Raw genomic sequence first — 14034 nt, forward strand, 5'->3', positions numbered from 1 at the left:
TCACTGCCGAAGGGGAAGCCATGACAGCGACGACCGACGGAAGCACCGGGGCGCTGCCGCCCCGGGGCCCCTCGGCCAGCGACACCACCGCTGAGACAACCGAATCGACCCACCACACGGATACCGCCGTACTCCAGGACACGGCGGAGGCGGCCCGGCGCGCGACCGCACGCGCCACCGACTATCTGCTGTCCGTCCAGGACCCCGCCGGATGGTGGAAGGGCGACCTCCAGACCAACGTCACGATGGACGCCGAGGACCTGATGCTCCGCCAGTTCCTGGGCATCCAGGACCCGAAGCTCACCGAGGCCTCGGGCCGCTACATCCGCGGTGAGCAGGGCGAGGACGGGGCCTGGGCCACGTTCTACGGCGGGCCCGGCGAGCTCTCCACCACCATCGAGGCCTATGTCGCCCTCCGGCTCGCCGGGGACGAACCCGACGCGCCCCACATGGCCAGGGCCTCGGCCTGGATCCGCGCGCGGGGCGGCGTCGCGGCCGCCCGGGTCTTCACCCGTATCTGGCTGGCGCTCTTCGGCTGGTGGAAGTGGGAGGACCTGCCCCAACTCCCGCCGGAACTCCTCTACTTCCCCAAGTGGTTCCCGCTCAACATCTACGACTTCGGGTGCTGGGCGCGGCAGACCATCGTGCCGCTGACCATCGTCTCGGCCAAGCGCCCCGTCCGCCCGGCGCCGTTCGCCCTCGACGAGCTGCACACCAATCCCCGCGACCCCAACCCGCCCCGGCCGCTCGCCCTCGCCACCAGCTGGGACGGCGTCTTCCAGCGCCTGGACAAGGCGCTGCACCTGTACCACAAGGTCGCCCTGCGCAAGCTGCGCGGCGCCGCGATGCGCTCCGCCGCCCGCTGGATCATCGAACGGCAGGAGAACGACGGCTGCTGGGGCGGCATCCAGCCCCCGGCCGTCTACTCCGTCATCGCCCTGCACCTCCTCGGCTACGACCTCGACCACCCCGTGCTGCGCACCGGCCTGGAGTCACTGGACCGGTTCGCGGTATGGCGCGAGGACGGCGTACGGATGATCGAGGCCTGTCAGTCCCCGGTCTGGGACACCTGTCTGGCCGCCATCGCGCTGGCCGACGCCGGACTGCCCGCCGACCACCCGCAGTTGGTCAAGGCCGCCGACTGGATGCTCGACGAGCAGATCGACCGGCCCGGTGACTGGAGCGTGCGGCGGCCCCAACTCCCGTCCGGCGGCTGGGCGTTCGAGTTCGAGAACGACAACTACCCGGACATCGACGACACCGCCGAGGTGGTGCTCGCGCTGCGCCGTATCGACCACCCCGACCCGCATCGGGTCGAGGACGCGGTGCGCCGCGCGGTGCGGTGGAACCTCGGCATGCAGTCCAGGAACGGGGGTTGGGGCGCGTTCGACGTCGACAACACCAGCCCGCTGCCGGACCGCCTGCCGTTCTGCGACTTCGGCGAGGTCATCGACCCGCCGTCGGCCGATGTCACCGCCCATGTGGTGGAGATGCTCGCCGACGTCGGCCGTACGCACGACCCGCGCACCCGCCGCGGGATCGCCTGGCTGCTGGCCGAGCAGGAGCCCAGCGGCGCCTGGTTCGGCCGCTGGGGCACCAACTACGTCTACGGCACCGGCTCGGTGCTCCCCGCGCTCGCCGCGGCCGGCATCCCCGCCGCGCACCCGGCGGTCCGGCGCGCTGTGCGCTGGCTGGAGCGGGTGCAGAACGACGACGGAGGCTGGGGCGAGGACCAGCGGTCCTATCGGGACAAGGAGCGGTGGGCCGGGCGCGGCGCCTCGACCGCCTCGCAGACCGCCTGGGCGCTGATGGCGCTGCTCGCGGCCGGCGAACGGGAGAGCGAGGCGGTCCGGCGCGGCGTGCGCTGGCTGACCGCGACCCAGCGCGAGGACGGCTCCTGGGACGAGCCGTACTTCACCGGTACCGGCTTCCCCTGGGACTTCTCCATCAACTACCACCTCTACCGCCAGGTCTTCCCTTTGACGGCCCTGGGCCGCTATCTCCACGGGGGACCGGCCGCGGTGGAGGCCTGATGCCCGGACGGCCCCCCGCGGACGCGGACCCGCCGCTGCTGGTCGCCTGTGCGCTCGGCATCGAGAGGTTCGCGCTGCGCGGGGGAGGGGGCCGGCCGGCGGGGCAGGAACCGCCGCGGCTGGTGTTACTCCGTACGGGCATGGGCCCCCAGGCGGCCGAACGCGCCGTCGCCCGAGCGCTGGCTGAGGACCGGGCGACGGCGCGTTCCCCCGTCGTCGCCAGCGGCTTCTGCGCCGGCCTCGCCCCCGGGATGCGCCCGGGGGACGTGGTCGTCGCCGAGGCCACCCGCGACCACCGGCCCGGCGCGCCGGACCTGCCCTGCCGCGACAACGGCCCGCTGCTGCGCGCGCTGCGGCAGCGCGGCCTGACCGTGCACAGCGGACTGCTGTGCGGCTCCGACCATGTCGTGCGCGGCGCGGAGCGGGCCGCGCTGCACGCCTCCGGCGCGCTCGCGGTGGACATGGAATCCGCCGCCACGCTCCGCACGGCACAGCGGGCCGGCAGCCGTCCGGTTGCGGCCGTCCGGGTGGTCGTGGACGCTCCAGAACATGAACTCGTACGCATCGGCACCGTGCGCGGTGGAATATCGGCATTCCGGGTGCTGCGCTCCGTACTTCCTGTCTTCCATGAATGGCACCGTTCTTTGCTGCTCCCCTGGAGGTGAGCCAGATGGCCATGCCGCTCCGTCAGTCCATCCGGGTCGGGACCTATCTCTTTGAACAGAAGTTGATTCGCCGGCGCGAGAAGTTCCCGCTCATCGTCGAGCTCGAACCGCTCTTCGCGTGCAACCTCAAATGCGAGGGCTGCGGGAAGATCCAGCACCCCGCGGGGGTGCTCAAGCAGCGGATGCCGGTGGCACAGGCGGTGGGCGCGGTACTGGAGTCCGGTGCCCCGATGGTCTCGATCGCCGGTGGCGAGCCGTTGATGCACCCGCAGATCGACGAGATCGTGCGGCAGTTGGTGGCCCGTCGGAAGTACGTCTTCCTGTGCACCAACGCGATGCTGCTGCGCAAGAAGATGGACCAGTTCACTCCCTCGCCCTATTTCGCGTTCGCGGTGCACATCGACGGAATGCGTGAGCGCCACGACGAATCCGTGGCGAAGGAAGGCGTATTCGACGAGGCGGTGGCGGCGATCAAGGAAGCCAAGCGGTGCGGCTTCCGGGTCACCACCAATTCCACCTTCTTCAACACCGACACCCCGCAGACCATCATCGAGGTCCTCAACTTCCTCAATGACGACCTGCAGGTCGACGAAATGATGCTGTCGCCCGCCTACGCCTATGAAAAGGCCCCCGACCAGGAGCACTTCCTGGGCGTCGAGCAGACCCGGGAGCTGTTCCGGAAGGCCTTCGCCGGCGGAAACCGGCGCCGCTGGCGGCTCAACCACAGCCCGCTCTTCCTGGACTTCCTGGAGGGCAAGGCGGACTTCCCGTGCACGGCCTGGGCGATCCCCAACTACTCGCTGTTCGGCTGGCAGCGCCCGTGCTACCTGATGAGCGACGGCTACGTCCCGACGTACCGGGAGCTCATCGAGGAGACCGACTGGGACAAGTACGGCCGCGGCAAGGACCCGCGCTGTGCCAACTGCATGGCGCACTGCGGATACGAGCCGACGGCCGTCCTGGCCACCATGGGCTCCCTCAAGGAGTCCCTCCGGGCGGCCAAGGAGACCGTCGCGGGGAACCGCGGATGACTCCATGGGCGGGGGAGCCCACGTCCTGGGAGCTCCCCCGCCACCACGGTCAGTCGAACGAGCAGAGGGGGACCCACTGTGACGATGCTGGAACACATCCGCGCACCGCGTGACCTCAAGGCGCTCCCCGAGGGGCGCCTGCCCGAACTCGCCGAGGAGATCCGGCACTTCCTCGTGCACGCCGTCGCCCGCACCGGCGGTCATCTGGGCCCCAACCTGGGCGTGGTCGAGCTGACCATCGCCCTGCACCGGGTCTTCGACTCGCCCGCCGACCGCATCCTGTGGGACACCGGACACCAGTCGTACGTCCACAAACTGCTCACCGGCCGTCAGGACTTCTCCAAGCTGCGGGCCAAGGGCGGGCTGTCCGGCTACCCCTCGCGCGCCGAGTCCGACCACGACGTGATCGAGAACTCGCACGCCTCCACCGTCCTGGGCTGGGCCGACGGCCTGGCGAAGGCCAACCAGGTGCGCGGCAAGGACGACCACGTCGTCGCCGTCATCGGTGACGGCGCGCTGACCGGCGGAATGGCCTGGGAGGCGCTCAACAACATCGCCGTCGCCAAGGACCGCCCGCTGATCATCGTCGTCAACGACAACGAGCGCTCCTACGCGCCGACCATCGGCGGCCTGGCCGACCACCTCGCCACCCTGCGCACCACCGACGGCTACGAGAAGGTCCTGGCCTGGGGGAAGGACGTCCTCCAGCGCACCCCGGTCGTCGGGCAGCCGCTCTACGAGTCCCTGCACGGCGCCAAGAAGGGCTTCAAGGACGCCTTCGCGCCCCAGGGCATGTTCGAGGACCTGGGCCTGAAGTACATCGGACCGATCGACGGACATGACATCGCGGCCGTCGAGTCCGCGCTGCGCCGTGCGGCCGGCTTCCACGGGCCGGTGCTGGTGCACTGCCTCACCGAGAAGGGCCGCGGCTATCAGCCGGCCCTGGAGGACGAGGCGGACCACTTCCACACCGTCGGCATGATGGACCCGCTGACGTGTGCGCCGGTCGCCCCGCCCGGCGCGCCCTCCTGGACGTCCGTCTTCGCCGACGAAATGGTCCGCATCGGCGCCGAGCGCGAGGACGTGGTGGCCATCACGGCGGCGATGCTGCAGCCGGTGGGCCTGGGCAAGTTCGCCGAGGCGTTCCCGGACCGGGTGTGGGACGTGGGGATCGCCGAACAGCACGCCGCGGTCTCGGCCGCCGGGCTGGCCACCGGCGGACTGCATCCGGTCGTCGCGGTGTACGCCACCTTCCTCAACCGCGCCTTCGACCAGGTCCTGATGGACGTCGCCCTGCACAAGTGCGGGGTCACCTTCGTCCTGGACCGGGCCGGTGTCACCGGCACCGACGGCGCCTCGCACAACGGCATGTGGGACCTGTCGGTGCTGGGCGTCGTACCGGGCCTGCGGATCGCCGCGCCGCGCGACGCCGACCAGCTCCGCGCGCAGCTGCGCGAATCGCTGGAGGTGGACGACGCACCGACCGTCATCCGCTTCCCCAAGGAGTCGGTGGACGACCCGATCCCGGCCGTGGACCGGATCGGCGGCCTCGATGTCCTGTACCGCACGCCGCATCCGGACGTGCTGCTGGTCGCGGTCGGCGTGATGGCCCCGGTCTGCCTGCGGGTGGCCGAACTCCTCGCCGCGCGCGGCGTGGACGCGACCGTCGTCGACCCGCGCTGGGTCAAGCCGGTCGACGACGCCATCCCCCGGCTCGCCGCGCGGCACGCGATGGTCGCGGTCGTCGAGGACAACAGCCGCAACGGCGGTGTCGGCTGGGCCGTCGGCCAGGCACTGCGGGACGCGGACGTCGATGTGCCGCTGCGCACCTTCGGCCTGCCCGAGCAGTTCCTGCCGCACGCCCGGCGCGGGGAGCTGCTGGCCGACCTCGGCCTCACCCCGGCCGAGATCGCCGGCCGGATCAGCGCCGCGCTGGCCCGTAAGGAGAGCACCCCGTGACCGGTTTCGACCTGACCCGGCTGCTCGCCGAGCGCGGCGCCGAGCGCTACGACCTGCACACCCGCCACCTCAACCACCAGCTCCCGCGGATGCTGCGCACCATCGGCTTCGACAAGGTCTACGAGCGGGCGGAGGGCGCGTACTTCTGGGACGCCGACGGCCAGGACTACCTCGACATGCTGGCGGGCTTCGGGGTGATGGGCCTGGGCCGGCACCATCCCGTCGTCCGGCAGGCGCTGCACGACGTCCTGGACGCCGAGCTCCCCGACCTCACCCGCTTCGACTGCGCGCCGTTGCCCGGACTGCTCGCCGAGAAGCTGCTGGCCCACGCGCCTCACCTGGACCGGGTCTTCTTCGGCAACAGCGGCACCGAAGCCGTCGAGACCGCCCTGAAGTTCGCCCGCTGCGCCACCGGCAGACCGCGCGTCCTGTACTGCACCCATGCCTTCCACGGTCTGACCACCGGCGCGCTCTCCGTCAACGGCGAGGACGGCTTCCGCGACGGCTTCGCCCCGCTGCTGCCGGACACGGCCGTCGAGATGGGCGATCTGGCCGCGCTGGAACGCGAGCTCGAGCGCGGCGACGTGGCCGGGTTCGTCGTCGAGCCCGTCCAGGGCAAGGGCGTCCACCCCGCCCCGCCCGGTTTCCTGCGCGCCGCACAGGAGTTGCTGCACCGGCACAAGGCGCTGCTGATCGCCGACGAGGTGCAGACCGGCCTCGGCCGCACCGGCGACTTCTTCGCCTACCAGCACGAGGACGGCGTCGAACCGGACCTGGTGTGCGTGGCCAAGGCGCTCTCCGGCGGCTATGTCCCCGTCGGCGCGACCCTCGGCAAGGACTGGATCTTCAAGAAGGTCTACTCGTCCATGGACCGGGTGCTGGTGCACTCCGCCAGCTTCGGCTCCAACGCCCAGGCGATGGCGGCGGGTCTGGCGGTGCTCACGGTGCTGGAGGACGAGCAGCTCGTCGCCCACGCCCGGCACACCGGCGAGCTGCTGCGCTCCCGGCTCGCCGCACTGGTCGGCAGGTACGAGCTGCTGCACGACGTGCGCGGCCGCGGCCTGATGATCGGCATCGAGTTCGGCCGCCCCAGCTCGCTGGGCCTGCGGAGCCGCTGGACGATGCTGCAGGCGGCCCGCAAGGGCCTGTTCGCGCAGATGGTGGTGGTCCCGCTGCTGCAGCGGCACCGCATCCTGACCCAGGTCTCCGGCGACCATCTGGAGGTCATTAAGCTGATCCCGCCGCTGATCATCCAAGAGCCGGAAGTGGACCGCTTCGTCGAGGCGTTCACGGCCGTGATGGACGACGCCCATGGTGGCGGCGGCCTGCTGTGGGACTTCGGGCGGACGCTGGTCAAACAGGCGGTCGCCCACCGCTGACGACGCTGGTGGGGGGGCGCGATGGTTGCCGGGACGACGGTGCGGTCCGTCAACACGATGACGGCGCGCTGGGCGCGGGAGACGGTGGGGGAGCAGGGCACGGTGCTGACCGCGGCCGGCGTCTGGCCGCTGCTGGCCCTCCTCGCCGGCCCGGCGGCCGGCCCGGCGCGTACGGAGCTGGCCGAGGCCCTCGGCACGGATCCGGAGCACGCGGTACGCGAGGGCGGTGAACTCCTCGCCGCGCTGGCCGCCGCGGACGGCGTCGACGCGGCGGTGGGCCTGTGGGCCCGCCGCACCCTGACGCTGCGCCCCGCGTGGCTGGGCGGCCTGCCGCCCGGCGTGCACGGCGAGCTCACCGCGGACCCGGCCGCGGACCAGACGGCGCTCGACGCCTGGGCGCGCCGGCACACCGACGGCCTGATCGAGCGGATGCCGGTGCAGGTCACCCCCGACATGCTGCTGGTCCTGGCCAGTGCCCTGCTGGTGCGGACCACCTGGGTGCGGCCGTTCCAGGCGTTCCCGGACCGGGTGGGCGAAGGGCCTTGGGCGGGGCGGGAGCTGACCTCGCTCAGCCGCTCCGGGCCCGATGTGGACCGGGTGCGGGTGCACGCCACACCGGCCGGTCCGCTCACCGACGTCACGGTCGAGGGCGACAACGGCCTGGACGTCCATCTGCTGCTCGGCGGGCCCCGGACACCGGGCGGTGCGGTGCTGGACCACGGTGTCGCGGCGCTGGGCGGCAGCTACCCAACGGTGTCCGGCGCGGCGCTCGACGAGGGCGCGGGGCCGGGGCTGACGGTGACGACGGTGCCAAGTGTCGACGCCGCCCCGCGACTGCACCTCACCACCACGGCGTTCACCGTCGACGCCGACCACGATCTGCTGAAGCGGGCGGACCTCTTCGGTCTCGCCAGCGCCTGTGACACCTCCCGTGGGCACTTCCCCGGTATCAGTGACACCCCGCTCGCGACGGCGGCCGCCCGCCAGACGGCGACCGCGACCTTCGGCCCGCGGGGCTTCAGGGCGGCGGCCGTCACGGTCATGCCGGCCGCCGCGGGCGCCGCGCCGCCGCCCGCGCGCCACCAGGCGCTGCGGATCGCGGCCCGCTACGACCGGCCCTTCGGCTTCCTGGCCGTGCACCGGGCGTCGGGCCTGGTGCTGGCCGCGGGCTGGGTCGCCGAGCCGTGAGCGGCCGCTGCTCGCCCGTAGCGGCTCAGCCCTCCAGCAGCCGGTCGCGCAGCCGCTCGCGGGTGGCGGGCGCCAGCTTCAGGCCGTCGGTGAGGTAGCTCTCCGTCGAGCCCCAGGTCTTCTCGATCGCGTCGTAGGCGGCCGTGAGGTAGTCGGTGTGCGCACCGAACAGCGGCGAGAGCAGCTCCAGGACCTCCGGGGACATCCCGACCGCGGAGTCGTCGGAGCGGCGGATCTTGTAGCGGCGGTGCGGCTCGTTGGACTTGAGGTAGTCCTCCTCGATGGCGTCCCGCTCCACGCCGACCGCCAGCAGGGTCACCGCGACGGACAGGCCCGCGCGGTCCTTGCCGGCCGCGCAGTGCATCAGCGCCGGGACGCTGTCCTCGGCGAGCGCGTGCAGCACCCGGCTGTGGTCTTCCGTGCGGGTGGTGATGATGTGGCGGTAGGTCGCCGTCATGCGGGCCGCGGCCTTGCCGTCGCCGAGCAGGGTGCGCAGCTGCCCCAGCTCACCGTCGCGCACCATCGTCCAGAACTCCGCGCCGTCGGCCGGGTCGGTGAGCGGGATGTTCACATTGCGCACGCCGGGCAGCGCGACATCGGGGCCCTCCAGCTTGATGTCCGAGGCGTTGCGGAAGTCGAAGATGGTGTGCAGCCCGAGACCGGCCAGAAACGCCGTGTCCTGTTCCGTGGCGTGGGCGAGGTGCCCGCTGCGGAAGAGCCTGCCCTCCCGTACGCGACGCCCGTCCACGGTCGGCAGCCCGCCCACATCGCGGAAGTTGCGGACCTCCGCGAGCTCGGGCTGTGCCTGGGGGACCTGCGGCGTCTGCGTCACGGGCGCTCCTTGGTGTCGGCCGGCGACGCTGTTCGTCGACGGCGCGGGCACAACCGACGATACGACACTGATGCAATACTCAATCAAGCCGCGATGGTGGCGTGTGGAAGCGCGAGACGGCGCTCGGAGCATTGTGTGATCGATCATTATTCCAACTTGAGAAGAATTTGACCTGGTGGCATTAATCACCCCCCGTCAACCCCTGGTTACGGTGGCGTAGGTCACTTCTGAAGGTGAAGTATGTCCTGACGTGGCAGACGATTCGAAGAACATCAGCAGCGGCGCCAGGAGCGCTGCAGATGAGTCGAAGGACATCATCACCGGCGCCCACGGCGCCATCGGGTCGTACGCAGCCGTCGGGGACAGCTTCACAGAGGGGGTCGGGGATCCCGGCCCTGACGGGGTGTACATCGGTTGGGCGGACCGGCTCGCGGTCCTGCTCTCGGACCAGCAGGCGGAGGGGGACTTCCGCTATGCGAACCTCGCCGTCAGGGGACGGCTTCTGGACCAGATCGTCGAGGAGCAGGTGCCGCGGGCGAAGGAGCTCGCCCCGGCGCTGGTGACGTTCTGTGCCGGCGGCAACGACATCCTGCGGCCCGGCTCGGACCCGGACGCGGTCGCCGAGCGCTACGAGGCCGCGGTCGTCGATCTGCGGCGGTCGGTCGGTACGGTCCTGCTCTGCACCGGCTTCGACACCCGCGGTGTCCCGGTGCTCAAGCATCTGCGCGGCAAGATCGCGACGTATACGGCGCACGTCCGGGCCATCGCGGACCGGCACGACTGCCCGGTGCTGGACCTGTGGTCGCTGAAGTCGGTGCAGGACCGGCGGGCCTGGAGCGAGGACCGGCTGCATCTGTCGGCCGACGGCCACACCCGGGTGGCGCTGCGCGCGGCCCAGGTGCTCGGTCTTCGGGTGCCGGCCGACCCGGACCAGCCGTGGCCCCCGGAGGCGGAGCGGTCGGCCGCCGAGGCGCGGCGGGACAACATCCACTGGGCGCGGGAGCACCTCGTACCGTGGATCGGCCGCCGGCTGCGCGGCGAGTCCTCCGGCGACCATGTCGAGCCCAAGCGACCGGACCTGCTTCCGCTGTAGTGCGGCCGCGGCCCCATGGCGGGCCCGCGGCATGACTGAGGCCCCGCTTCCGCCGACGCGGAACGGGGCCTCAGTTGTGTGCCGCGGTGCCCGTGTACGGCAGGTCGGCCCAGACGACCCGGCCCTGACCGCTGTCGGCGGGCCGCGATCCCCAGCCGTCGGACAGCGCCCCGACGAGGAACAGGCCCCGTCCGCACTCCTTGTCCACGCTGCCGGGCTGGACGTGCGGTGCCGAGAGCCCCGGCCCGCCCTGGTCCGTGATCTCTATGCGTATGTGCGTCCCGACGAGGCTCAGTTCGCAGCCGACCTTCTCGCTGTCGGTGTGCCGTACCGCGTTGGTGAACAGCTCGGAGACCACCAACTCCACGTCGTCGCGGACCTGTTGATCCGCGCCCCACTCGCACAGCAGCGCACTGACGCGTCTGCGCGCCTCGGGAACGGACGTGCGTCGCGCCGGCAAGTGGAACGCGTCCTGCGGGTACTGGGCGACGAAGCCGCCACAGCGCCCTAACGAAGAAGCGTTGTTGGAGGAAGCCACGCCGTAACTATGTGCGATGTTGGTCACCGATGGCAAGGATCACTCTGTAATTTGCAGAATCGTAAGTGCAGTCTGTTCGTTAATGATGACGGCATGACACACTGCTGATCACTGACATCAGTTGGAGGCGATCGGACGTGGCGGACCCACGGTCGGCAGGCGCACCGACCGTCCTGCGGGTGGTGCTCGGCAAGCGGCTGCAGGACCTGCGCGAAAAGGCGGGACTCTCCTTCGAGCAGGCCGCCGCGGCGCTCGATGTGACCCACGCCACGATCAGGCGCATGGAGAAGGCCGAGGTCGGCCTCAAACTCCCCTACGTCGAGAAGCTGCTGGCGACCTACGGCGTCACCGACGGCGACGAGGTCGAGGGCTTCTTGTCGTTGGCCCGCGAGGCCAACAAGCCAGGCTGGTGGCACCGCTTCCGCGACGTACTGCCCGAGTGGTTCAGCGCGTTCGTCAGCCTGGAGGGCGAGGCCAACCTCATCCGCGCCTACCAGCCGCACTACGTCCCCGGGCTGCTGCAGACCGAGGACTACGCCACCGCCGTCCTGCGCGCCGGTATGCCGCACGCCTCCGCGGCCGACATCGACCGCATCGTCGCGCTGCGCATGGAGCGGCAGGCCCTGCTGACCCGCGAGAACGCACCGATGCTGTGGGTGGTCATGGACGAGACCGTCCTGCGGCGGCCGATCGGCGGGCCCAAGGTGATGCGCGACCAGATCACCCGGCTCATGGAGGCCACCGCGCTGCCGAACGTGCGGCTGCAGCTCATGCCCTTCGCCGCGGGCCCGCACCCCGCCATGTACGGGCCCTTCCACATCTTCCGCTTCCCGATCCCGGAACTCCCGGACATCGCATACGCGGAGAGCCTCGTCGGAGCCGTGTACTTCGACCAGCGCAACGACGTCTCGCAGTTCCTGGAGGCCCTGGACCGGATGTGCGCGCAGGCCGCGCCGGCACACACCACCGAGGCCATTCTGGGTGGCTTTCGCAAGGAGATCTGAACCCCCCATGGATCGCATACGCATCTACAACGGCATGCCCGCCAAAGAGCTGGGCACAGAGGGCTGGCACAAACCATGGAGCGGCGGGAACGGCGGCGAGTGCGTCGAGGCGATGCGGCTGGGGGACGGCCGCATCGCGCTGCGCCAGTCCACCGACCCGGACGGCCCGGCACTCATCTACACCCACCGTGAAATGGTGAGTTTCATCGAGGGCGCCAAGGCCGGCCACGCCGACTTCCTGCTCTCCGCCGCACCGGGCCGGTGCGCCGAACGGAGGTCGGCGTGAGCGAGCAGAACACCTCCCCCGCGGCCCCGGACCCGGAGGTCCCGCAGATCGGACCGTACGCCCCGGGCCCGGCGCACTCCGGCTTCGCGGCCGAGGAGATCGACACCAGCCGGCCGCACCCGGCGCGGATGTACGACTACTACCTCGGCGGCTGGGACAACTACGAGGTCGACCGGGTGGCCGCCGAGCGGGTCATCGAGGTCCACCCCCAGGTGCGGCTCAGCGCCCGCGCCAACCGCGCGTTCCTGCGCCGGGCGGTGCGCGAACTGGTCGCCGGCGGCATCCGCCAGATCATCGACATCGGCACCGGCATCCCCACTTCGCCCAACACCCACGAGGTGGCCCGCGAGATCGCCCCCGACACCCGCGTCGTGTACGCCGACAACGACCCGATCGTCGCCACCCACGCCGGGGCCCGGCTGACCAACACCGCGCACACCGGCTTCGTGCTCGGCGACGTCCGCGACCCCCGGGCGATCCTGGCGCACCCCACCGTCCGCGAACTGATCGACTTCGACCGGCCGGTGGCACTGCTGCTGGTCGCGGTGCTGCACTTCGTCCGGGACGACGAGGACCCCGCAGGCATCGTCGCCGCCCTCGCCGAGGAGCTCCCCGCGGGCAGTCACCTCGTCCTGTCGCACGCCACCGACGAGCCCTACGAGGCGTACGAAGGCGGCCACACGGACGAGGTGGCGCGAGCCGGCGTGCAGGACGTCTACAAGAGCGCCACCGCCACCCTCAACCTGCGGTCGAAGGCCGGTATCGAGCGGCTCTTCGGGCCGTTCGCACTGCTGCCGCCCGGCGTCGTACGGGTGCCGCTGTGGCGGCCGGACGGCGAGGTGCCCGGCGCGGAGGAACTCAACAACATCATTTTCTACGGCGCGGTGGGCCGCAAGGGCTGAGACCACCGGACACCGGCGGGGGCGGAAGGCCGCAGGCGACGTACCTGGAGACCTACGCCCCCGCGGGGGAGACCTGGGCCTCCGGCGGCTCCGGGAGTCCGGGCGGCGCCACCACACGTGCCGTCAGGTCGGGGGCGGCCGCCGGGGTGTTGAGCACCCCGCGCAGCTCGTCGGGTCCGACGAGGGCGGTGTGCGTCCCCGGCGCGGTGCACGCGTGCGCGCCCGCGACGGCGCCCAGCCGAGCGCACTCCTCGAGCGGCCGGCCCGCCAGCCGGCCGTAGAGGAAGCCACAGGTGAAGGCGTCGCCGGCGCCGTTGCTGTCCACGACCGGGCCGGGCGGGGCCACGGCCGGTACGAGCCGCGGGGTGCGGTCGTCGGGCGTGAGGAGGTACGCGCCGCCCGCACCGGCCGTCGCGATCACCGCCTCGGCGCGCCCCTGGCGGAGGATGTCCCGCATGACGGACCCGATCCGTTCGCCCGCCCCGGCCGTGCTGAGGAACACCAGGTCCGAGCGGAACGCGAACTCCCGGTGGTGTTCGGTCAGGCCGTCCCAGTCGTGCAGATCGGTGGAGACGGGGAGGCCGAGCGCTTCGATGTCGTCGTAGACGAAGCGCGCGAAGTGCGTGATCGACAGATGGACGTGCCGGGCCCGGCGCAGCGCGGGGAGGTAGTGCTCGGCCGGCATCCGCAGGTCGCGCGGGTCGCGGGCGTCGTGGAAGGACATCCGGCGGCCGTCGGGAGAGACGAGGTTGACCGCGCGCCGGGTGCCGTGCGGGGAGATCAGCGGACGGAAGTCGACGCCGGTGCCGGCCAGCCGCTCGCGGACCAGGCTGCCGGGATGGTCGTCGCCGATGAAGTCCACGAGCCCGGTGGCCAGCCCGAGCGCCGCGCACCCCAGCGCGACGCCGGTGCCGGTGTGCCCCGCCCACTCGCGGATGGGCGCCACCGGGTGGGAATCGGCGAGCGGCACGGGCAGCGCGCCGACCGGCACGACGGTGTCCACGCCCGTCCCGCCGAAGACGAGTACGTCGTATGCGTCATACGGCTCAGAAACCTGCTGGAATGTCACAAGCGTCCCTGAATCTCTTGCTGGTGAGGCGAATCCCTTGCTGGCGAGACCGTTT

At 71.5% G+C, this 14034-nt stretch carries 13 protein-coding genes; 10 read left to right on the forward strand and 3 right to left on the reverse strand.

The window, feature by feature from the left end:
* The first annotated feature begins 20 nt into the window (after positions 1-20).
* The 6 genes from shc to AC0680_RS01315 all read left to right on the forward strand — a co-directional run bounded on the left by shc (position 21) and on the right by AC0680_RS01315 (position 8255).
* Entirely contained in the window at positions 21-2033 is a 2013-nt protein-coding gene (shc, locus tag AC0680_RS01290; RefSeq protein WP_478623875.1) for a squalene--hopene cyclase, read from the forward strand.
* A complete protein-coding gene (locus AC0680_RS01295) occupies positions 2033-2698 on the forward strand; it encodes a phosphorylase family protein (protein ID WP_478623877.1) in 666 nt (221 codons plus the stop codon). Before shc ends, AC0680_RS01295 begins: the two co-directional genes overlap by 1 nt.
* A 5-nt stretch (positions 2699-2703) precedes the next feature.
* Positions 2704-3729: an adenosyl-hopene transferase HpnH gene (gene hpnH / locus AC0680_RS01300; RefSeq protein WP_478623880.1), complete on the forward strand. Its 1026-nt coding sequence runs from the start codon at positions 2704-2706 to the stop codon at positions 3727-3729.
* Positions 3730-3807: 78 nt separating this feature from the next.
* Positions 3808-5688 carry a 1-deoxy-D-xylulose-5-phosphate synthase gene (gene dxs / locus AC0680_RS01305; RefSeq protein ID WP_478623882.1) on the forward strand — a complete coding sequence of 627 codons (1881 nt, stop codon included), beginning with the start codon at positions 3808-3810 and terminating at the stop codon, positions 5686-5688.
* Positions 5685-7067, forward strand: coding sequence for an aspartate aminotransferase family protein (locus AC0680_RS01310; RefSeq protein ID WP_478623885.1), 1383 nt, complete (start codon positions 5685-5687; stop codon positions 7065-7067). The genes dxs and AC0680_RS01310 overlap by 4 nt, the downstream gene beginning before the upstream one ends.
* A gap of 21 nt (positions 7068-7088) precedes the next feature.
* Positions 7089-8255: a serpin family protein gene (locus tag AC0680_RS01315; protein ID WP_478623887.1), complete on the forward strand. Its 1167-nt coding sequence runs from the start codon at positions 7089-7091 to the stop codon at positions 8253-8255.
* A gap of 25 nt (positions 8256-8280) precedes the next feature.
* Here AC0680_RS01315 and AC0680_RS01320 read toward each other — a convergent pair whose 3' ends face one another.
* Entirely contained in the window at positions 8281-9087 is an 807-nt protein-coding gene (locus AC0680_RS01320) for a tyrosine-protein phosphatase (protein ID WP_478623889.1), read from the reverse strand.
* A gap of 250 nt (positions 9088-9337) precedes the next feature.
* On the opposite strand from AC0680_RS01320, the gene AC0680_RS01325 reads away from it, so the two are divergent.
* Entirely contained in the window at positions 9338-10180 is an 843-nt protein-coding gene (locus AC0680_RS01325; protein ID WP_478623892.1) for an SGNH/GDSL hydrolase family protein, read from the forward strand.
* Between the two features lie 70 nt (positions 10181-10250).
* On the opposite strand, the gene AC0680_RS01330 is transcribed toward AC0680_RS01325, so the two are convergent.
* Positions 10251-10718 (reverse strand): ATP-binding protein, encoded by a 468-nt coding sequence (locus tag AC0680_RS01330; protein ID WP_478623895.1) that lies wholly within the window; start codon positions 10716-10718, stop codon positions 10251-10253.
* A gap of 137 nt (positions 10719-10855) precedes the next feature.
* Here AC0680_RS01330 and AC0680_RS01335 point away from each other — a divergent pair, with 137 nt between their 5' ends.
* From AC0680_RS01335 to AC0680_RS01345, 3 genes are read left to right on the forward strand one after another with little or no spacing between them, the layout of a single operon-like run.
* On the forward strand, positions 10856-11722 hold the full coding sequence (locus AC0680_RS01335; RefSeq protein WP_384429644.1) for a helix-turn-helix domain-containing protein: 867 nt from the start codon (positions 10856-10858) through the stop codon (positions 11720-11722).
* Between the two features lie 7 nt (positions 11723-11729).
* Entirely contained in the window at positions 11730-12008 is a 279-nt protein-coding gene (locus tag AC0680_RS01340; protein ID WP_478623898.1) for a DUF397 domain-containing protein, read from the forward strand.
* Positions 12005-12910, forward strand: a complete 906-nt coding sequence (locus AC0680_RS01345; protein WP_478623901.1) for an SAM-dependent methyltransferase — start codon at positions 12005-12007, stop codon at positions 12908-12910. Before AC0680_RS01340 ends, AC0680_RS01345 begins: the two co-directional genes overlap by 4 nt.
* Before the next feature lie 52 nt (positions 12911-12962).
* Here AC0680_RS01345 and AC0680_RS01350 read toward each other — a convergent pair whose 3' ends face one another.
* The gene (locus AC0680_RS01350; RefSeq protein WP_478623903.1) at positions 12963-13979 is read right to left on the reverse strand and encodes a carbohydrate kinase family protein; all 1017 of its coding nucleotides are present in this window, start codon (positions 13977-13979) and stop codon (positions 12963-12965) included.
* Positions 13980-14034: the final 55 nt, after the last annotated feature.

The sequence above is a fragment of the Streptomyces sp. NPDC043738 genome, from assembly GCF_056436545.1.